Source organism: Streptomyces sp. NPDC029151, assembly GCF_055564315.1.
The window spans coordinates 629,740-647,498 of record NZ_JBVHWQ010000003.1 but is presented as its reverse complement, the minus strand read 5'-3'; the positions used below and the strand labels follow the sequence as shown (position 1 = coordinate 647,498).

At 73.6% G+C, this 17,759-nt stretch carries 21 protein-coding genes, 1 pseudogene and 1 riboswitch; of the genes and pseudogenes, 11 read left to right on the top strand and 11 right to left on the bottom strand.

The window, feature by feature from the left end:
- Positions 1–3 precede the first annotated feature (3 nt).
- Positions 4–846, bottom strand: coding sequence for an ABC transporter ATP-binding protein (locus ACZ4VF_RS15920; protein ID WP_467926401.1), 843 nt, complete (start codon positions 844–846; stop codon positions 4–6).
- A gap of 111 nt (positions 847–957) precedes the next feature.
- On the opposite strand from ACZ4VF_RS15920, the pseudogene ACZ4VF_RS15915 reads away from it, so the two are divergent.
- Positions 958–1,190: pseudogene (locus ACZ4VF_RS15915) on the top strand (hypothetical protein); the annotation flags it as partial.
- Positions 1,191–1,468: 278 nt separating this feature from the next.
- Here the strand turns inward: ACZ4VF_RS15915 and ACZ4VF_RS15910 are convergent.
- The 4 genes from ACZ4VF_RS15910 to bioB all read right to left on the bottom strand — a co-directional run bounded on the left by ACZ4VF_RS15910 (position 1,469) and on the right by bioB (position 5,672).
- Positions 1,469–2,161 carry a class I SAM-dependent methyltransferase gene (locus ACZ4VF_RS15910; protein ID WP_467926400.1) on the bottom strand — a complete coding sequence of 231 codons (693 nt, stop codon included), beginning with the start codon at positions 2,159–2,161 and terminating at the stop codon, positions 1,469–1,471.
- A gap of 296 nt (positions 2,162–2,457) precedes the next feature.
- Entirely contained in the window at positions 2,458–3,174 is a 717-nt protein-coding gene (bioD, locus tag ACZ4VF_RS15905; protein ID WP_467926398.1) for a dethiobiotin synthase, read from the bottom strand.
- A 1-nt stretch (position 3,175) separates the two neighbouring features.
- Positions 3,176–4,456: an adenosylmethionine--8-amino-7-oxononanoate transaminase gene (locus ACZ4VF_RS15900; RefSeq protein WP_467926397.1), complete on the bottom strand. Its 1,281-nt coding sequence runs from the start codon at positions 4,454–4,456 to the stop codon at positions 3,176–3,178.
- The gene (bioB, locus tag ACZ4VF_RS15895) at positions 4,449–5,672 is read right to left on the bottom strand and encodes a biotin synthase BioB (protein ID WP_467926396.1); all 1,224 of its coding nucleotides are present in this window, start codon (positions 5,670–5,672) and stop codon (positions 4,449–4,451) included. The genes ACZ4VF_RS15900 and bioB overlap by 8 nt, the downstream gene beginning before the upstream one ends.
- Positions 5,673–5,819: 147 nt before the next feature.
- Here bioB and ACZ4VF_RS15890 point away from each other — a divergent pair, with 147 nt between their 5' ends.
- Positions 5,820–6,947 carry an 8-amino-7-oxononanoate synthase gene (locus tag ACZ4VF_RS15890; protein ID WP_467926394.1) on the top strand — a complete coding sequence of 376 codons (1,128 nt, stop codon included), beginning with the start codon at positions 5,820–5,822 and terminating at the stop codon, positions 6,945–6,947.
- A 57-nt stretch (positions 6,948–7,004) separates the two neighbouring features.
- Here the strand turns inward: ACZ4VF_RS15890 and ACZ4VF_RS15885 are convergent, their stop codons facing one another.
- Positions 7,005–7,226 carry a DUF397 domain-containing protein gene (locus tag ACZ4VF_RS15885; protein WP_467926393.1) on the bottom strand — a complete coding sequence of 74 codons (222 nt, stop codon included), beginning with the start codon at positions 7,224–7,226 and terminating at the stop codon, positions 7,005–7,007.
- Positions 7,227–7,235: 9 nt separating this feature from the next.
- Entirely contained in the window at positions 7,236–8,096 is an 861-nt protein-coding gene (locus ACZ4VF_RS15880; RefSeq protein ID WP_467926391.1) for a helix-turn-helix domain-containing protein, read from the bottom strand.
- 213 nt (positions 8,097–8,309) lie between these two features.
- Between ACZ4VF_RS15880 and ACZ4VF_RS15875 the strand changes: the two genes are divergently transcribed.
- On the top strand, positions 8,310–8,765 hold the full coding sequence (locus ACZ4VF_RS15875) for an ATP-binding protein (RefSeq protein ID WP_467926390.1): 456 nt from the start codon (positions 8,310–8,312) through the stop codon (positions 8,763–8,765).
- A 116-nt stretch (positions 8,766–8,881) separates the two neighbouring features.
- Here ACZ4VF_RS15875 and ACZ4VF_RS15870 read toward each other — a convergent pair whose 3' ends face one another.
- Positions 8,882–9,805 carry a LysR family transcriptional regulator gene (locus tag ACZ4VF_RS15870; RefSeq protein WP_467926389.1) on the bottom strand — a complete coding sequence of 308 codons (924 nt, stop codon included), beginning with the start codon at positions 9,803–9,805 and terminating at the stop codon, positions 8,882–8,884.
- Positions 9,806–9,889: 84 nt separating this feature from the next.
- On the opposite strand from ACZ4VF_RS15870, the gene ACZ4VF_RS15865 reads away from it, so the two are divergent.
- Positions 9,890–10,507, top strand: coding sequence for a LysE family translocator (locus tag ACZ4VF_RS15865; protein WP_467926388.1), 618 nt, complete (start codon positions 9,890–9,892; stop codon positions 10,505–10,507).
- A gap of 7 nt (positions 10,508–10,514) precedes the next feature.
- Here the strand turns inward: ACZ4VF_RS15865 and ACZ4VF_RS15860 are convergent, their stop codons facing one another.
- The 3 genes from ACZ4VF_RS15860 to ACZ4VF_RS15850 form a co-directional block, all read right to left on the bottom strand.
- The gene (locus tag ACZ4VF_RS15860; RefSeq protein WP_467926386.1) at positions 10,515–10,988 is read right to left on the bottom strand and encodes a C40 family peptidase; all 474 of its coding nucleotides are present in this window, start codon (positions 10,986–10,988) and stop codon (positions 10,515–10,517) included.
- Between the two features lie 3 nt (positions 10,989–10,991).
- Positions 10,992–11,142: riboswitch (cyclic di-AMP (ydaO/yuaA leader) on the bottom strand.
- Between the two features lie 417 nt (positions 11,143–11,559).
- Positions 11,560–11,865 (bottom strand): hypothetical protein, encoded by a 306-nt coding sequence (locus ACZ4VF_RS15855; protein ID WP_467926385.1) that lies wholly within the window; start codon positions 11,863–11,865, stop codon positions 11,560–11,562.
- Positions 11,866–11,872: 7 nt separating this feature from the next.
- Positions 11,873–12,508, bottom strand: a complete 636-nt coding sequence (locus ACZ4VF_RS15850) for an ATP-dependent Clp protease proteolytic subunit (RefSeq protein ID WP_467926384.1) — start codon at positions 12,506–12,508, stop codon at positions 11,873–11,875.
- Positions 12,509–12,594: 86 nt separating this feature from the next.
- Between ACZ4VF_RS15850 and ACZ4VF_RS15845 the strand changes: the two genes are divergently transcribed.
- The 7 genes from ACZ4VF_RS15845 (at position 12,595) to ACZ4VF_RS15815 (ending at position 17,615) form a co-directional block, all read left to right on the top strand.
- Entirely contained in the window at positions 12,595–12,873 is a 279-nt protein-coding gene (locus ACZ4VF_RS15845) for a type II toxin-antitoxin system Phd/YefM family antitoxin (protein ID WP_467926383.1), read from the top strand.
- Between the two features lie 229 nt (positions 12,874–13,102).
- Positions 13,103–13,405, top strand: a complete 303-nt coding sequence (locus tag ACZ4VF_RS15840; protein WP_059248006.1) for an urease subunit gamma — start codon at positions 13,103–13,105, stop codon at positions 13,403–13,405.
- 11 nt (positions 13,406–13,416) lie between these two features.
- Positions 13,417–13,728, top strand: coding sequence for an urease subunit beta (locus ACZ4VF_RS15835; RefSeq protein ID WP_388327956.1), 312 nt, complete (start codon positions 13,417–13,419; stop codon positions 13,726–13,728).
- The gene (locus tag ACZ4VF_RS15830) at positions 13,721–15,442 is read left to right on the top strand and encodes an urease subunit alpha (RefSeq protein WP_467926381.1); all 1,722 of its coding nucleotides are present in this window, start codon (positions 13,721–13,723) and stop codon (positions 15,440–15,442) included. Before ACZ4VF_RS15835 ends, ACZ4VF_RS15830 begins: the two co-directional genes overlap by 8 nt.
- Before the next feature lie 10 nt (positions 15,443–15,452).
- Positions 15,453–16,127: an urease accessory protein UreF gene (locus ACZ4VF_RS15825; RefSeq protein ID WP_467926380.1), complete on the top strand. Its 675-nt coding sequence runs from the start codon at positions 15,453–15,455 to the stop codon at positions 16,125–16,127.
- Between the two features lie 55 nt (positions 16,128–16,182).
- Positions 16,183–16,860: an urease accessory protein UreG gene (gene ureG / locus ACZ4VF_RS15820; protein ID WP_467926378.1), complete on the top strand. Its 678-nt coding sequence runs from the start codon at positions 16,183–16,185 to the stop codon at positions 16,858–16,860.
- Entirely contained in the window at positions 16,857–17,615 is a 759-nt protein-coding gene (locus ACZ4VF_RS15815; RefSeq protein WP_467926587.1) for an urease accessory protein UreD, read from the top strand. Before ureG ends, ACZ4VF_RS15815 begins: the two co-directional genes overlap by 4 nt.
- The last annotated feature ends 144 nt before the right edge of the window (positions 17,616–17,759 follow it).

The following is a 17,759-nucleotide window of genomic DNA, read 5'->3' as shown; positions in this document are numbered from 1 at the left end:
GGGTCAGCCCTCCTGGGCGGCGCGGACGTCGCCGGACCGGCCCGGGAGCGCGTCGGACTCGCAGGTCCGCGGGTTCCCGCCGGGGAAGACACGCATCCGCTCCAGCACGGCCTCCGCCGTGGGCCGGGGCATCTCGTCCACGATCCGCCCGTCGGCGAGGAAGAGCACCAGGTCGGCGTGGGCGGCGGCCCCGGGGTCGTGCGTCACCATGACGACGGTCTGCCCCAGGTCGTCCACGGCACCGCGCAGGAAGCCCAGTACCTCCAGGCCGGCCCGCGAGTCCAGATTGCCGGTCGGCTCGTCGGCGAAGACCAGCTCGGGCCGCGAGAGCAGCGCCCGCGCGCACGCCACCCGCTGCTGCTGGCCGCCGGACAGCTGGGCCGGCCGGTGCGTCAGACGCTCCCTCAGCCCCAGCCGGTCGATCACGTGGTCCAGCCGGCTCGGGTCGGGCTTGCGGCCCGCGATGTCCATCGGCAGCGTGATGTTCTCGGCCGCGGTCAGCGTCGGGACGAGGTTGAACGACTGGAACACGAATCCGACCCGGTCCCGCCGCAGCCGGGTCAGCTCCCGCTCCCGCAGCCCCGTGATCTCGGTGCCGCCGAGCCAGACCTGACCCGCCGTGACGGTGTCGAGACCCGCGAGGCAGTGCATCAGCGTGGACTTCCCGGACCCCGAGGGGCCCATCACGGCGGTGAACCGGCCCCGCGCGATGTCCACGTCCACCGCGTCCAGGGCGAGCACGGCCGTCTCACCGGAGCCGTACGCCTTGGTCAGTCCGCGGGCACGGGCCGCGGTCCCGCCGTCCGGTGTGCGGTCGGGTGCGTGGTGCACAGCAGGTGTCGACAAGACCGCCTCCCGGTCGCCGGTACTGCCCGTCCCGGGCGAGCGTAGGGCACCGCCCGTGCGGGCGAGCGTAGGCGACGTGCGCGCCGGGCGCAGCGCCTCCGTGCGGCCTTGCTGCCGCAGGCGTTTCGGCGCCGGCGTCGGGCCACGGCGAAGACCCGGCCGAACGTGCGCGCGGACGAGGGCGCCGCCCGCGCGGCCCGCGAGCGCGCCGTGGCCCGCGGCATAGCGTCGACCGCTCCATCGAGGAGCCGGTCGGGCAGGACACCGGCGAGGCGGGCCGCACCTTCGTGGAGGCCGCCGCCGACTTCATGAGGCAGTACGGAGCCGTGTTCGCCGAGGAGTTCTCCGACACCTGTTCCGCCGATACCCGTTCCGCCGACACCCGCTCGGCCGACACCCGCTCGGCCGACACCCGCTCGGCCGACACTCGCTCGGCCGACACCGGTGACCGGTTGTCGCTGATTCGGGAGACATCCGGCGTACCCGTCCACGACAGCCCGCACGCCCGCGACGCCTTCCTGGTCCAGCTGCTGGTCGCCGGCGGCGAGAAGGCGGCCCCCGTCCCCGAGCAGTCCCGGGACCTCACCCGGCTGGTCGAGGACGGCGCGGCCGGAGCGTCTGATCAGCGGACGTCCCCTTCGTCCTCCCGCCAGGCCACACCGAGCGAGCAGTAGGAGGCCGGCAGCGCCGGACCGTTCTCGGGCAGCAGCACCCGCCGGTGCGGGCCGAGGCGGAACCCGGCGGCGCGCAGCGCGGCGACCGGGTCCCGGGACAGATGGCAGCCGCCGGCCAACGCCGGCCACAGGGTGCGGTCCAGGGCCTGCTGGGTCAGCGTCATCGCCCGGCCGCCACCCCGCCCGTGCTCGAAGAACCGGACCTCGCCGCCGGGCCGGAGCACCCGTCGTACCTCGCCGAGCGCCCGCTCGACATCCCGCACACTGCACAGCACCAGCGACAGCACGACCGCGTCGAACGCCTCGCTCTTGACCGGCAGCGCCTCCGCCGCGCCCGGCACCACGTCGACCGGCACCTGGGCGCGCAGCGCGGCCCGCAGCGCCAAGCTCCTGAGCAGCGGCTCCGGTTCGATCGCGACGACCTCCGCGACCGCCCCGGGGTAGTACCCGAAGTTCAGCCCGTTGCCCGCGCCGATCTCGATCACCCGCCCGGACAGCCCGGCGAGCAGGCGCCGCCGCACCCCGGCCATCCCCAGCCGGGACTCGGCGCCGACGCTGACCCGGGCGTAGCAGCGGGCGAACAGCGGATGGCTCACCGGACTCCGCGCCGTCCGGCCGGAGCGGGTGGACAGCAGCCGCATGGCAACCTCCCTGCACAGCACGTCCCTGGCAAGAGTGTCCCCCGGGACGGCCCCGCGCACCCGTGCCGGCCGCCGGCGGACGCGGGGCCGCCCCAAGAACACGCGACCGGCGGACGGTGCGGGGAGGCCGTGCCGGACACGGACCGGCGCGTGGCGGCGGGGGCTACGGCGCCGCCCGGATCCGGAAGGCCTCCGCGTCCCAGGTGCCGTCCGGCCGCGGAGCGAGCCAGCCCGGTGCGCGGCGGACGGTGCGGGGAGGCCGTGCCGGACACGGGACCGGCGCGTGGCGGTGGGGGCTACGGCGCCGCCCGGATCCGGAAGGCCTCCGCGTCCCAGGTGCCGTCCAGCCGCGGAGCGAGCCAGCCCGGTGCCGCGTCACGGAACCGGGCGGGCGGCAGCGCCCCGGCGCCCGCGGGCAGCGCGCCGAGCAGCGGGGCGTCGGCGACCTCCGGCAGGTCGGCCACGTTGCAGCGGCTGGCCAGATCGGGGGCGTCGGGCCAGTTGCCGATCACCACACCCGCCAGCTCCACCTCACGGCGCCGCAGTTCGCGGGCCGTCAGCTCCGTGGTGTTGAGCGTGCCGAGCCCGGCCTGCGCGACGAGCAGCACCGGCGCGCCCAGCAGCGCGGCCGCGTCGGCCAGCGTGCCGCCGGCCGCGTCGAACCGGACGAGCAGTCCGCCCGCCCCCTCGACCAGCACCAGGTCGTGCTCGGCGGCCAGCTTGGCGGCCCGCTCGGCCACCTCTCCCGGGTGCACCGGCGCCATCCCGGCCCGCCGGGCCGCCGTGCCCGGCGCCAACGGCTCGGGGAAGCGGGCGAGTTCGGCGGTCGTGACCGGACCGGCGAGCCGCGCGACCTCGTCGGCGTCCCCCCGCTCGTCCGGTCGTACGCCCGTCTGGGCGGCCTTCAGCACGGCCACCGAGCGCCCGGCCGCGAGCGCCGCGGCGGCGACGGCGGCGGTGGTGACGGTCTTGCCGACCTCCGTGCCCGTCCCCGTGATCACCAGTACCGGCATCTCATCCCTCCCGCGCCGCGGCGCACACCGCGCGCGCGATCCGTGCCACGTCCTCGTCCGAGGTGACGTACGGCGGCATCGTGTAGATCAGGTCGCGGAACGGGCGCAGCCACACGCCCTCCCGCACGGCGGCGCCGGTCGCGGCCTCCATGTCGACCGCGTGGTCGAGCTGGACGACCCCGATGGCTCCCAGGACGCGGACGTCCCGCACCCCGGACAGCCCGCGCGCCGGCTCCAGGCCCTCCCGCAGCCCCGCCTCGATCCGCTTGACCTCCGCGAGCCAGTCCTGCCCGAGCAGCAGCTCGATGGAGGCGCAGGCGACGGCGGCCGCCAGCGGGTTGCCCATGAACGTGGGGCCGTGCGCGAGCACCGGCACCTCGCCCCGCGAGATGCCGTCGGCGACCCGCGCGGTGCACAAGGTGGCCGCCATCGTCAGATAGCCGCCGGTCAGCGCCTTGCCGACGCACATGACGTCCGGGGTGACGGCCGCGTGGTCCGCCGCGAACAGCGCGCCGGTGCGGCCGAAGCCGGTGGCGATCTCGTCGAACACCAGCAGTACGTCGTGCGCGTCGCACGCCTCGCGCAGCACCCGCAGATAGGCGGGGGAGTGGAAGCGCATCCCGCCGGCGCCCTGCACCACCGGTTCCACGATCACCGCGGCCAGCTCGTCCGCGTGCCGTGCGATCAGCTCGCGCAGGTGGTCCGCGTACGGCTCCTCGTACCCGGCGGGCGGCGCGTCCGCGAACACCTGGCGCGGCAGCACGCCGGTCCACAGCTCGTGCATCCCGCCCTCGGGGTCGCACACCGACATCGGCTGCCAGGTGTCGCCGTGGTAGCCGCCCCGCCAGGTCAGCAGCCGCCGCTTGCCCGGCCGGCCGAGCGAGCGCCAGTACTGCAGGCACATCTTCACCGCGACCTCGACCGACACCGAGCCCGAGTCGGCCAGGAAGACGTGCTCCAGGCCGTCGGGCGACAGGTCGACGAGGTGCTTGGCGAGCCGGACGGCGGGCTCGTGCGTGAGTCCGCCGAACATGACATGGCTCATCCGGCCCAGCTGGTCGCGCACGGCCTCGTTCAGGACCGGGTGGTTGTAGCCGTGGATGGCCGACCACCACGACGACATGCCGTCGACCAGCTCGCCGGAGCCGTCGGCCAGCCGCAGCCGGACCCCGCTCGCCGCCTCCACGACGAGCGGTTCCACGCGCCCGGGCATCGGGCCGTACGGATGCCACACATGCCGCCGGTCCAGCTCCAGCAGGTCCGGCACGCCGAGGTCAGGCATTGGGCGCGAGGTCCGTTCCGGCGCCCCGGCGGCGGACCGCGACGAGGTCGGGGCGCGGCTCGTGGGCCGTGCCGGGCGCGCCCGCCGTGCCGCAGACACCGCCGCCCTCGTGGGTCCCGCACCCGGTCCCGGCGTGCGCCCCGCACCCGGCGTCCGCGCCCGCGTCCGTGCCGCAGCCCGTCCCGGCGTGCGCGCCGCACCCGCCGCCGGCCGCCCGGTGCTCCGGCAGCGTCACCTCGCCGGCGCCCTCGACCTCGAAGCCGGCGTCCGCGATCATCTCCAGGTCCGCCTTGCCGGCCTGGCCCTCGCTGGTCAGGTAGTCGCCCAGGAAGATGGAGTTGGCCAGGTGCAGCGCCAGCGGCTGCATCGTGCGCAGGTGGACCTCGCGGCCGCCCGCGATGCGGACCTCGACGTCCGGGCAGACGAACCGGACCATCGCCAGGATCCGCAGGCAGCGCTGCGGGGTGAGGTTCCACTCCTTGGCCAGCGGGGTGCCCTCGAACGGGATCAGGAAGTTCACCGGCACCGAGTCCGGGTCCAGCTCACGCAGCGAGAACACCACGTCGACCAGGTCCTCGTCGGTCTCGCCCATGCCCGCGATCAGACCCGAACAGGCGGACAGACCGGCCGCGTGCGCCTTCTGCACCGTGTCCACCCGGTCGGCGTACGTGTGGGTGGTCGTGATGTCCCCGTACGTCCCCTCGGACGTGTTGAGGTTGTGGTTGTACGCGTCCGCGCCGGCCTCGCGCAGCCGCTCCGCCTGGCCGTCGGAGAGCAGACCGAGGCAGGCGCACACCTCGACCTCCTCGTTCTGCTCCTTGATCGCCTTGATGGTCTCGGAGACCCGGTCCACGTCCCGGTCCGTCGGACCGCGCCCGCTGGCCACCAGGCAGACCCGCTTGGCACCGCCCGCGAGGCCCGCCGCGGCGGCCTGGGAGGCCTCGTCCGGCTTGAGCCAGGTGTACTTCAGGATGTCGGCCTTGGAGCCGAGCCGCTGGGAGCAGTACGAGCAGTCCTCCGGGCACAGGCCGGACTTGAGGTTGACCAGATAGTTGAGTTTCACCCGGCGCCCGAACCAGTGCCGGCGCACCTTGCCGGCCGCGGCCACCACGTCGAGCAGGTCGTCATCGGAGGTGGCCAGCACGGCGAGCGCTTCCTCGCGGGTCGGCAGCTCGCGCCGAAGCCCCTTGTCCACCAGCGTGTTCAGCAGGTCCATGAGGTCCGATCCTGTCCTACGGGAGCGCCCCGGGCCAAGGAGACTTCGCACAACAGAGTCGCTTCACCGTGTGGGTATTGCCACACCATGGGCAGTCGGCCGTACCGCTAGGGTCTGTCCGCTACCTACAAAAGCACCGGAGGAACCATGGTGTTCGGCTGGATCGACGAGCAGGCCGAGGCGCGCCGCCGCGCGGGACTCGTCCGCACCCTGCGCCCGCGCCCCGCCGACTCGCCGCTGCTGGACCTGGCGAGCAACGACTACCTGGGTCTGGCCCGCCATCCGGAGGTCACCGAAGGAGCGGCCGAGGCTGCCCGGACCTGGGGCGGCGGCTCCACCGGCTCCCGGCTGGTCACCGGCACCACCGCCCTGCACACCGAGCTGGAGCGGGCGCTGGCGGCGTTCTGCGGGTTCGAGGCGGCCCTGGTGTTCTCCTCCGGGTACGCCGCCAACCTGGCCGCGGTCACCGCGCTCGGCCCGCACGGCTCGCTGATCGTCTCCGACGCGGGCAACCACGCCTCCCTCATCGACGGCTGCCGGCTCGCCCGGGGGGAGCGGCAGGTCGTCGGGCACGCCGATCCGGAGGCCGTGCGCAAGGCCCTGGCCACGCATCAGGGTCCGGCGATCGTCGTCTCCGACACGGTGTTCTCCGTGGACGGCGACCGCGCCCCGCTGGCCGGGCTGGCCGAGGCCTGCCGGGAACACGGCGCGGGACTGGTCGTGGACGACGCCCACGGGCTCGGCGTGCTGGGCGACGGCGGCCGGGGCGCGCCGTACGCGGCCGGTCTCGCGGGCGCCGGGGACGTGGTCGTCACGGCCACCCTGTCCAAGTCGCTGGGCAGCCAGGGCGGGGTGGTGCTCGGCCCGGCGCGGGTGATCGACCACCTCGTCAACGCGGCCCGGACGTTCATCTTCGACACGGGTCTGGCGCCGGCGGCGGCCGGTGCCGCGCTGGCGGCGCTGCGGCTGCTGGAGCGTGAGCCCGAACGGGCGGCGCGGGCCCGGGAGGTGGCCGCGGAACTGCACGCACGGCTGACCGCCGCGGGTCTGGAGGCGGTGCGTCCGGACGCCGCGGTGGTCTCCGTGCGGGCTCCGTCCCCGGAGCAGGCGGTGCGCTGGGCGGCCGACTGCCGTACGGCAGGCCTGGCCGTGGGCTGCTTCCGCCCTCCCTCCGTGCCCGACGGCGTCTCCCGGCTGAGGCTGACAGCCCGAGCGGACCTGTCCGGGGCGGAGATCGAACGCGCTGTACGGGTCATCGGCGAAACGCGACCGTGAGTCGGCGTGGCACGGCCGTGCGTCGCGCAAAAGCGGTCAGGGGCTGATCGAAACCGATCAGAGTGCGGTCAGGAATCCCGTCCAGCTCTCGGGGGAGAAGAGCAGGGCGGGACCGGCCGGCCTCTTCGAGTCGCGCACGGCGAGCAGTCCGGCCGCGGGGCCGGAGCGCGGCCGTGCCGTCTCCACGCAGTTGTTGGCTCCCGTGCTGTGGCTGCTGCGCAGCCAGCGCACATGGAGCAGGTCGGTACTGGCAGGGACGTTCCGAGGCAGAGCGGTCATGGTGCCTCCTTACGCGCCGTCACCTATTCCGGCGATGTAGTCCAACGAGTCCTCGGGGGAAAGGGCGTGGAACCGAAGGATGTCGAAGGCCTCCGAGTAGGCCATGAGGTCTTCTTTCCGTTCCAGGTAGAGGCTACTCGTCAACTGGTCGAGAACAACTACGTCCAGATCAGAAGTGCTCGGAAATGAGAAAATAACGAAAGGCCCGGTGAGGCCGACATGTGCCCCCGCGGCGAACGGCAGCACCTGGAGCCGTACCTGGGGCAGCCGCGCGGCCTCCATCAGCCGCTCCAGTTGCCGCGCCATCACCTCCGGACCACCGACCTCGCGCCGCAGCACCGCCTCGTCCAGTACGGCGCTCAGCACCAGCGGCGGGTCCGAGCGGAGCACGTCCTGCCGGGCGAGCCGCACCTCCACCAGCGTGTCCAGGCGGTCCTCGTCCAGGTCCTTCACCGCCGCCCGGGTCACCGCGCGGGCGTACTCGGCCGTCTGGAGCAGACCCGGCACGACCGTGGTCTCCAGGGTGCGCATCGCGCTGGCCTGCGACTCCAGGCTGATGAAGTCGCGGTACGTGGGCGGCAGCACCCCGCGGTAGGCGTGCCACCAGCGGTGCCGGCCGCCCGCGTCCTCCGACCCGGCCAGCATCAGCAGCAACTCGCGCAGATGCCCGTCCCGGACCCCGTAGGCGTCCAGCAGTAATTCCAGATCCGCCGGTTTCACGCCGCTGGAGCCCGTCTCGATGCGGCTGACCTTCGACTGGTGCCAGCCGACCAGCCGTGCGGCCTCACCACTCGTGAGCCCGGCGCCGGTACGCAGCATGCGCAGCTCGGCGCCCAGTTTGCGGCGCCGCACCGCCGGACCGTTCTGCATGGGCTTCTCCTTACTCCTGACGGGCCGCCCCGATACGGTCTCCCGTCGCAGAGTTCACCGCTTCGAGCGACAGATATATGCATATCTTGGTGGATCGCCCCCCGTGACCGGCCCGTTGGTGGCAGTCTGGCGGACAAGCACCAGTCCGGGACCGTACTCGAACCCCCCGCCGCCTGTCGGACCGCGGTCCCGTGGGAAAGGGACGACGTCGCCATGGCAGACCACCTGGAAGCATCCGTCACTCTGCCGAGCGATCCCGCCTCGGTCTCCGCCGCCCGCTCCTACGTCGTCGGCACCCTCGCGGAGTGGGGTCTGCCCTCGGACACCGAGACGGCCGACACCGTCCGGCTCATCGTCTCCGAACTCGCCACGAACGCCGTACAGCACACCTTCGGCCAGTCACCCACCTTCACGGTCGAGATCGCGCTGCACCATGACGAACACCTGCGCATCGGTGTCACGGACAGCCACCCCCGCTTCCCGAAGAGACTGCCCGCCGCCGTCCAGCAGGACAACGGTCGCGGCATGGTCATCATCCGCTGGCTCACCGCGGAGTGCGGCGGCAGACTCCGCATCCGCCCCACCCGTGAGGGCGGCAAGACGGTCTCCATCGAACTGCCCTGGACCGTCCCGGCCGCCCCGGTCCCGGCGGGCCAGCCGGAGCCGTAACCCTCCCGCACGGGGCCACGCCGGTGCTTCGGGGCCCCACCGGACACCTCGCGCACGGCAGTGTCCCCGAGGCGTCGGCCCACGCCGGGAACCGGTGGCCCGCGCACACGGCAGGCTCAGCCGCCCGTGCTCCTCCCCGCCCGCCCGAACGCCCCCCGCAGCAGCGCCCGGAAGGCGTCCGCCGCCGGATTCGTCTCGTCCGCCCGGTACGCCACCGAGATCGTGCGCCGCAGCCGCCCGCCCTCCAGCGGCCGCACCCCGACCGGCGTCGTCGCGGTCCGCGCCACCATCTCCGGTACGACGGCCACCCCCAGCCCGGCACTGACCAGCGCGCACACCACGGCATAACCGGGGGTCGGCACCAGCAGCGCCGGTGTGGCACCCGCCTCGGCGAGCAGGGCCTCGATCTCCCGCCGGGCCGCATGGTGCGGCGCCATGCTGATCAGCGGCTGTCCGGACAGCTCCGTCAGCGGCAGCCGGGCCGAGGCACTGGCGAGGGCGTGCCCCGGGGCCGTCACCAGCACCAGTTCCTCCACCAGGACCGGCTCCAGCCGCACCGCCGCCGGTACCGGGACGGGCTCCGCCGGATGGTAGGTGTGGGTGAGCGCCAGGTCCACCTCGCCGGCCGCCACCGCGGTGACCCCGGACGGCGGGTCGTAGTCCGCCACCGAGAGCCGTACGTCGGGATGCGCCCGGCGGAACGCGCTCAGCGCGGGCGGCAGGAGATGCACCCCGGCCGTCGGGAACGTGCCGAGCCGCAGCGCGCCGCCGGTGAGACCGGTCAGCCGCGCCAGTTCGTGCCGGGCCCGCTCCAGTTCGTCCAGCACCCGGCGGGCATGGGCCACCAGGACCTCCCCGGCCTCGGTCAGCCGGGCCCCGCGGTGGTGGCGCACCAGCAGCGCCGCCCCCGCCTCCCGCTCCAGCTTGGCCAGCTGCTGGGAGAGGGCGGGCGGCGTGTAGCCGAGCCGGTCCGCGGCCCGGGTGATCGAGCCGGCCTCCGCGACGGCCACCAGCGCGGCGAGCCGAGTCGGGTCGTACATGCGCTCAGGCTAAAGCAATGCTTAAGGCTCACCCTGCTGATTCCACATACCTGCTGAAGGCTGTTCCCCGGCAGGCTGGCCGGCATGGACGCACAGCTCATCGCCTTCACCGGGATCGCCGCGGCCCTGGTCGCCATGCCGGGCGCCGACTTCGCCGTGGTCGTACGCCACGCGCTCGTCTCGCGCCGGGCCGGCGCGGTCTGCGGTCTCGGCATCGCCGGCGGGCTCCTGGTGCACACGACCCTGGCGGTGGCCGGCGTCGCGGCCGTCCTGGTCGCCGTGCCCGCGCTGTTCCGCGCCCTGCAGCTGCTGGGCGGCGCCTACGTGCTCCAGCTCGGCGTACGCACCCTGTGGGGGCTGCGGCGGCCCGCCGGGACGCCCGGAGAGACCGCGGCCGGAGCCGCCCACCCGCTCCGGCAGGGCTTCGTCACCAACGTGCTCAACCCGAAGGCCTCGCTGACCTTCCTGAGCCTGCTGCCGCAGTTCGTGCCGGCGGGCAGCCAGGCCCTGCCGCGGACCCTGCTGCTCGCGCTGATCGTGTGCGTGCTGGCGCTGCTGTGGTTCCAGCTGGTCGCCCTGCTGGTGGAGCGCCTCGGCAGCCGGCTGCGCCGGCCCCGGGCCGCCCGTGGGCTGGAGGCGGGCACCGGGGTGGCGCTGACGGCCCTGGGAGCGGCCCTGCTGCTGGAGCCGCTCCTTGCCTGAGGACGGGTCAGCTGACCCGGCCGTACCAGACGCTCCTCGTCCAGATCTTCTGGAGCTTCACCACGTCGCCGGTCTTCGGGGCGTGCCAGATCTTCCCGTGACCGGCGTAGATGCCGACGTGGTAGACGTTCGAACCCGAGTGGAAGAAGACCAGGTCCCCCGCCTTGCGGCTGCGGGCGGAGATGTGGTGGGTCTTGTTGTACTGCTGCGCCGCGGTGCGCGGCAGCTTCTTGCCGGCCTTCTTGTAGGAGTAGAGCGTCAGCCCCGAGCAGTCGAATCTGCGCGGCCCCGTGGCTCCCCAGGCGTACGGGGCACCCTTCTTGGAGGCCGCGATCCGCAGCGCTTTGGTCGCCGTGGTCGCCGCCGAGGCCTCACCTGCGAGACCGGGCACCACGATCGAGCCGCCGACGGCGGCGAGAGTGAGAGCCGAGGCCGTGCCGGCCCGGGCCATCAGCGACGGGACACGATTGAGCGCAGTCATGCGCAACCCTTCGTCAGCCGCCTGTGAAGGATGACCTGTCGGATTCGGGCTGGCGAAGTTGCCCGGCCGCGTTGCCGCGGCTTCACCCCAAGGGCTGCTCGGAACCTCACGCCCGTCCGTGTCGGACGAACATCCGTTCCGGCGACCCGTCTTGCTTGGGTCCTCCACTCCTGCCGATCCACTCCGTCGACCGGTCATCCGGGCGGCGGCAGGACTCGGCGTCCGCCCGGATCGCCCCGCCGCGGTGGCGGGGGCTTGTCGTCAGACAGGGATCTTGGCTCACTCCTGTCCGAAAATCCCAATGGAATCGGGGATTTGTGGCGTTACTCACCACTCACCCGTTCGGGTGGACACTGCTCTGTTCGAGCCTCCGTCAGTTCCCGGACGTAGCCCCCGACCTGGGGCGAAGCGTCGCCACGCGACCCGCGAACCCGCGTGCCGCGCAACTCGGGAGGCCCGGAAAACGATCCGGATGTACACCGGTCGGCGGTACGTCGTTCGGGCCGTTTCAACTCCCCTCCGAACGACGCCCGTCGACGCCCGGGTGTCCCGGGCCGGTCGGATGTCCGTCTCAGCCGGCGCCGTCCGGCGGGAGCGCGACGCGAGCGACCCGGCGCTCACCGTCCAGCACCCGCAGGGCCCGTGCCAGCGTGTCCCCGTGCAGCTCCGTCTCGCCCCGCTGGTGCATCAGTGCGAGCGCGTCGCGCAGCTCTGCCGCCTTGCGCACCAGGGCCTGCGCCGCGCGCAGTCCGTGGTAGGTGCCCCCGGGGCGGGCCGGGTTGATGCGGCCGAGCAGGTCGACCGCCTCCAGGTAACGGTCGACCAACTCGCCCTCGGCGCGGGTCAGGGCGGGCAGCGGCGGAAGGTCCGGCAGCACGGCCGGCTCACCTCGCGCCCGGTGCGCCGGGCGTGTCCCGGCGGCTGGGCACGATGCCGTCCACCAGACCGTAGGCGACGGCTCCGGCGGCGTCCAGGATCAGGTCACGCTCCAGGTCCGCGTCGACCTGCTCGGCCGTGCGCCCTGTGTGCCGGACGAGCATCTCGCGGAGCGTCTCCCGGGTCCGGGTCAACTCCTCGGCCTGGAGGAGCAGGTCGCTGGGCTGGCCGCGCACCGGTTCGGGCAGCGCGGGCTGCTCGATCACCATGCGTGCACCCGGAAGGGTGAACCGCTTGCCCGGGGTGCCGGCCGCGAGCAGCACCGCGGCCGAGGCGGCGGCCTGGCCCAGGCAGTAGGTGACGACGTCACAGGTGACGTACCGCATCGTGTCGTAGATCGCCGTCATGGCGTCGAACGAGCCGCCCGGCGAGTTCACGTACAGCGTGATGTCCCGGTCGGGTGCCGCGTGCTCGAGGTACATCAGCTGCGCCGTCACGTCGGTCGCCGCCGCGGCGTCGACCGGCGTGCCGAGGAAGACGATCCGGTCCTCGAAGAGCTTCGCGTACGGATCGAGGGTGCGGACGGCGCCTCCCGTGCGCTCGGTGAACTCGGGCAGGACGTGCCGGGCTGCCGCTCGGTGCATGGACATACGCCTCCTCATGACGAGGCCCCCTTGGGCTCGACTTCTGTAAAAAATGTACAGGACGTACGTGACGTTATGATGGGGGTATGGCCTACGAGATTCCGGTGACGCAAGCCAGGGCTGAGCTCGCCGACCTGATCAACCGCGTGGTGTACGGCGGTGAGCGCGTCGTGGTGACCCGGCACGGCAAGCCGCTGGTCGCCCTCGTCTCGGCCGCCGACCTGGAGCGCCTCGACGCGCTGGAGGCGCCGGCCGAGGAGCAGATCGTCAGGTCGGTCTCCACGGTCCGCGAGGCCGGTTCCGTGTCCCATGAGCAGCAGCGCTTCGGGATCGCGGCGGAGCACCGCCGGCCGGGCGCGTCCTGAGCCGTCCCCACCGTCTGCGGGAGACCATCGGCCGGTCATGGGCCGATCAAAGTCTGGTTAACGTCGTTGAAACTCCGGCGCTCTAGCCTGCCGATCCACGCCACCAGGGGTTTTTCTGCCCGGAATGCAGCATCTCCGGGGATTTGTCTGTGTGTTACACCTATCCCCGCCGTGGTGGCTGCGGCAACCGGACCCCGCACGGTCCGGAGCAAGGACTGTGAGGTGGGACGTGCAACTGACCCCGCACGAGCAAGAGAGGCTGCTGATCCACGTGGCGGCCGACGTGGCCGAGAAGCGCAGGGCCCGCGGGCTGCGGCTCAACCACCCGGAGGCGGTCGCCCTCATCACGTCGCACATCCTGGAGGGCGCGCGGGACGGCCGTACCGTCGCCGAACTGATGTCCTCCGGCCGCAAGATCCTGACGAGGGACGACGTCATGGACGGCGTCGCCGAGATGATCCACGACGTCCAGGTCGAGGCCACCTTCCCGGACGGCACCAAGCTCGTCACCGTCCACGAGCCGATCATCTGAGGGAGGCCGCGATGATTCCCGGAGAGATCCTGTTCGCGGACGACCCCGTCGTCTGCAACGCGGGCCGTGAGGTCACCCGGCTCACCGTCCTCAACGCCGCCGACCGGCCGGTCCAGGTCGGCTCGCACTACCACTTCGCCGAGGCCAACCCCGGCCTGGAGTTCGACCGCGCCGCCGCCCGCGGCAAGCGGCTCAACGTCGCCGCGGGCACCGCCGTCCGCTTCGAGCCCGGCATCCCCGTGGAGATCGAACTGGTGCCGCTCACCGGCGCCCGCGTCGTGCCCGGGCTGCGCGGGGAGACCGGAGGTGCCCTCGATGCCTGAGATCTCCCGCGACGCCTACGCCGACCTGTTCGGCCCCACCACCGGCGACCGCATCCGGCTCGCCGACACCGATCTGCTGATCGAGATCGAGGAGGACCGCTGCGGCGGCCCCGGAAGCTCCGGCGACGAGGCGGTCTTCGGCGGCGGCAAGGTCATCCGCGAGTCCATGGGCCAGTCCCGCGCCACCCGCGCCGAGGGCACCCCCGACACCGTGATCACCGGTGCCGTCGTCATCGACCACTGGGGGATCGTCAAGGCCGACGTCGGCATCCGCGACGGCCGGATCACCGCCCTCGGCAAGGCCGGAAACCCGGACACCATGGACGGCGTCCACCCCGACCTCGTCATCGGCCCCGAGACCGAGATCATCGCGGGCAACGGGCGCCTCCTCACCGCCGGCGCCATCGACGCGCACGTCCACTTCATCTGCCCGCAGGTCGCCGACGAGGCACTGGCCTCCGGCGTCACCACCCTGGTCGGCGGCGGCACCGGCCCCGCCGAGGGCTCCAAGGCCACCACCGTCACCCCCGGCCCCTGGCACCTGGCCCGGATGCTGGAGGCGATGGAGGCCTACCCGGTCAACGTCGGCTTCCTCGGCAAGGGCAACACCGTCAGCCACGAGGCGATGCTCTCCCAGATCCGCGGCGGCGCCGTCGGCCTGAAGCTGCACGAGGACTGGGGCTCCACGCCGGCCGTCATCGACGCCGCGCTCACCGTCGCCGACCGCACCGGCATCCAGGTGGCCATCCACACCGACACGCTGAACGAGGCGGGTTTCGTCGGCGACACCCTCGCCGCGATCGCGGGCCGGGGCATCCACTCGTACCACACCGAGGGCGCCGGCGGCGGCCACGCACCGGACATCATGACGGTCGTCTCGCAGCCGAACGTGCTGCCCAGCTCCACCAATCCGACCCGGCCCTTCACCGTCAACACGACCGAGGAACACCTCGACATGCTGATGGTGTGCCACCACCTCAACCCGGCCGTGCCGGAGGACCTCGCCTTCGCCGAGTCCCGGATCCGCCCCTCCACCATCGGGGCGGAGGACATCCTCCACGACCTCGGCGCCATCTCGATCATCTCCTCCGACTCCCAGGCCATGGGCCGCGTCGGCGAGGTCGTCCTGCGCACCTGGCAGACGGCGCACGTGATGAAGCGCCGGCGGGGCGCCCTGCCCGGCGACGGCCGCGCCGACAACCGCCGGGTACGGCGCTATGTCGCCAAGTACACGATCAACCCGGCGCTCGCCCAGGGCCTCGCCGCCGAGACCGGCTCCGTGGAGCCCGGCAAGCTCGCCGACCTGGTGCTGTGGGAGCCGGCCTTCTTCGGCGTCAAGCCGCTCCTCGTCATCAAGGGCGGACAGATCGCGTACGCCCAGATGGGCGACGCCAACGCCTCCATCCCCACCCCGCAGCCGATCCTGCCCCGCCCGATGTACGGCGCGATCGGCCGCGCTCCCGCCTCCAACTCCGTCAACTTCGTCTCGGAGGCGGCGATAGAGGACGGGCTGCCGGAGCGGCTGGGGCTCGGCAAGCGGTTCGCGGCGATCGAGTCCACGCGCGCGGTCACCAAGGCCGACATGCGGGAGAACGACGCCCGGCCCGACGTCCGGATCGACCCCGACAGCTTCGCCGTGCACATCGACGGCGAACTGGTCGAGGCCGCGCCGGCCGCCGAACTGCCCATGGCCCAGCGTTACTTCCTCTTCTGAGGGCGGCGTGATGTCACGGGCAGCACTGCTGGTCCTGGCCGACGGCCGCTTCCCCGCCGGAGGACACGCGCACTCCGGCGGGGCCGAGGCCGCCGTCAAGGCCGGCCGCATCACCGACGCCGCGAGCCTGGAGGACTTCTGCCGGGGCCGGCTGCACACCGCCGGGCTGGTCGCGGGCGCGCTCGCGGCCGCCGCCGTGCTCGGCGCCGACCCGGGCGAACTGGACGCGGCGGCCGACGCCCGCACGCCGTCCCCGGCCCTGAGGGCCGCCGCGCGGCGGCTCGGCCGACAGCTGCTGCGGGCGGCGCGGGCGACCTGGCCGTCCGCCGAACTCGACGCGGTCGCCCGGCAGTTCCCCAAGGGAGCCCACCAGCCGGTGGTCCTGGGCCTCGCCGCCCGGGCGGCCGGACTCACGCCGGAGGACGCGGCCCACTGCGCGGCGTACGAGAGCGTGAGCGGGCCGGCGACGGCCACCGTGCGGTTGCTGAGCCTGGACCCGTTCGACGCGACCGCGGTGCTCGCCCGGCTGACGCCCGAGCTGGACCGGGTGGCGGACGCCGCCGTGGCGGCGGCGCGCAGGACGGCCGGGGAAGGGGTCGACGCGCTGCCGGCCGCGTCGGCCCCCGTGCTGGAGGTCATGGCCGAGGCGCACGCCGCCTGGCCCGTGCGGCTGTTCGCGTCCTGAGCCCGCACCCCCCACCCGCCCGGCTGAAGACCCACCGACCCCAGGAGCCGCACTCATGCACCTCGACCACCCCCACCCCGGCCCCGCCGCCGTCAGCGCGGACGCGCACCGCCCCGACGGCACACGCCGCGCCCTGCGCATCGGGCTCGGCGGCCCCGTCGGATCGGGCAAGACCGCCACCGTCGCCGCGCTCTGCCGGGCGCTGCGCGACGAGCTGTCCCTCGCCGTCGTCACCAACGACATCTACACCCGCGAGGACGCCGAGTTCCTCCTCCGGGAGGCCGTGCTGCCGCCCGAGCGGATCACCGCCGTCGAGACGGGGGCCTGCCCGCACACCGCGATCCGCGACGACATCTCCGCCAACCTCGAAGCCGTCGAGGACCTGGAGGACGCGGTCGGCCCGCTGGACCTGATCCTCGTCGAGTCCGGCGGCGACAACCTCACCGCCACCTTCTCCAAGGGGCTCGTGGACGCCCAGATCTTCGTCATCGACGTGGCCGGCGGCGACGACATCCCGCGCAAGGGCGGACCCGGCGTCACCACAGCCGACCTGCTCGTCGTCAACAAGACCGACCTCGCCCCGTACGTCGGCTCCGACCTCGCCCGGATGGCCGCCGACGCCAAGGCCCAGCGGGCCGAACTCCCCGTCGTCCTGCAGTCGCTGCGCGGCGGGACCGGCGTCGCCGACGTGGCCGCCTGGGTCCGCGGACGGCTCGCCGCGTGGACGGCGTGACCGTCACCGGGGTCCGGGCGAGCGCCCGGATCGTCGCACGCCCCGACGGCCGCGGCGGAACGGTCCTGCCGGTCCTGGACGGCGAGGGCCCGCTGGCCCTGCGCCGCACCCGGTCCACCGGAACCGGCGCGAAGGTCATGGTCGTCGGTGCCATGAGCGGGCCCCTCGGCGGCGACCGCTTCACGCTGTCGGCACGGGTGGAGGAGGGCGCCCGGCTGCACGTCGGCTCGGCCGCCGCCACCCTCGCCCTGCCGGGCCAGGCCGAGGGCGAGGCCCGCTACGACGTCCGGATCGACGTGGCCGCGGGTGGCGAACTGCACTGGCTGCCCGAGCAGTTGATCTCCGCCGACGGCAGCGACCTGTACGTCACCACCCGGGCCGAACTCGCCGCCGGCGCCCGCCTCGTCCTGCGCGAGGAGCAGGTGCTGGGACGGGCCGGCGAGCCCCCCGGCCGGCTCACCAGCCGCCTCACCGTGCGCGTCGGGGGCCGGACCGTACTGGACCAGGAGCTGTCCTGCGGCCCCGGCGCACCGGGCGGCTGGGACGGGCCGGCGGTGCTGGCGGGCCACCGGGCCGTCGGGCAACTGGTCGTCGTCCGTCCCGGGTTCGCGGAGCGACCGGTACCGGCCCGGATGCTGGGGGAGAGCGCGGCCCTCATACCGCTGGCCGGTCCGGCCGTGCTCGTCAGCGCCGTGGCGTCCGACGCCCTGCGCCTGCGACGGCTCCTGGACGAGGCACTCACCGGGCTCGACTGAGGCGGACGGGCGGTTCGCGGCTCGAACATGATCATCCGGTTATCGGATTGGTAAAGAAGACCGGAAAACCCTGTTCCCAGCGCGCTCGCAGCCGAGAGGATCCCCGCCTGAGCACTCACAGCGAGGTACGGGGAGGGGCCCCAC

Excerpts from the sequence above, each read along its gene's own strand:
- ACZ4VF_RS15880 (WP_467926391.1), bottom strand. The coding sequence starts at position 8,096 with ATGCAGAACGGTCCGGCGGTGCGGCGCCGCAAACTGGGCGCCGAGCTG.
- ureG (WP_467926378.1), top strand. The coding sequence starts at position 16,183 with ATGCACCTCGACCACCCCCACCCCGGCCCCGCCGCCGTCAGCGCGGAC.
- ACZ4VF_RS15885 (WP_467926393.1), bottom strand. The coding sequence starts at position 7,226 with ATGACCGCTCTGCCTCGGAACGTCCCTGCCAGTACCGACCTGCTCCAT.
- ACZ4VF_RS15835 (WP_388327956.1), top strand. The coding sequence starts at position 13,417 with ATGATTCCCGGAGAGATCCTGTTCGCGGACGACCCCGTCGTCTGCAAC.
- ACZ4VF_RS15870 (WP_467926389.1), bottom strand. The coding sequence starts at position 9,805 with ATGTACGACCCGACTCGGCTCGCCGCGCTGGTGGCCGTCGCGGAGGCC.
- ACZ4VF_RS15830 (WP_467926381.1), top strand. The coding sequence starts at position 13,721 with ATGCCTGAGATCTCCCGCGACGCCTACGCCGACCTGTTCGGCCCCACC.
- ACZ4VF_RS15860 (WP_467926386.1), bottom strand. The coding sequence starts at position 10,988 with ATGACTGCGCTCAATCGTGTCCCGTCGCTGATGGCCCGGGCCGGCACG.
- ACZ4VF_RS15845 (WP_467926383.1), top strand. The coding sequence starts at position 12,595 with ATGGCCTACGAGATTCCGGTGACGCAAGCCAGGGCTGAGCTCGCCGAC.
- ACZ4VF_RS15850 (WP_467926384.1), bottom strand. The coding sequence starts at position 12,508 with ATGCACCGAGCGGCAGCCCGGCACGTCCTGCCCGAGTTCACCGAGCGC.
- ACZ4VF_RS15910 (WP_467926400.1), bottom strand. The coding sequence starts at position 2,161 with ATGCGGCTGCTGTCCACCCGCTCCGGCCGGACGGCGCGGAGTCCGGTG.
- bioB (WP_467926396.1), bottom strand. The coding sequence starts at position 5,672 with ATGGACCTGCTGAACACGCTGGTGGACAAGGGGCTTCGGCGCGAGCTG.
- bioD (WP_467926398.1), bottom strand. The coding sequence starts at position 3,174 with ATGCCGGTACTGGTGATCACGGGGACGGGCACGGAGGTCGGCAAGACC.
- ACZ4VF_RS15890 (WP_467926394.1), top strand. The coding sequence starts at position 5,820 with ATGGTGTTCGGCTGGATCGACGAGCAGGCCGAGGCGCGCCGCCGCGCG.
- ACZ4VF_RS15825 (WP_467926380.1), top strand. The coding sequence starts at position 15,453 with ATGTCACGGGCAGCACTGCTGGTCCTGGCCGACGGCCGCTTCCCCGCC.
- ACZ4VF_RS15865 (WP_467926388.1), top strand. The coding sequence starts at position 9,890 with ATGGACGCACAGCTCATCGCCTTCACCGGGATCGCCGCGGCCCTGGTC.
- ACZ4VF_RS15900 (WP_467926397.1), bottom strand. The coding sequence starts at position 4,456 with ATGCCTGACCTCGGCGTGCCGGACCTGCTGGAGCTGGACCGGCGGCAT.
- ACZ4VF_RS15875 (WP_467926390.1), top strand. The coding sequence starts at position 8,310 with ATGGCAGACCACCTGGAAGCATCCGTCACTCTGCCGAGCGATCCCGCC.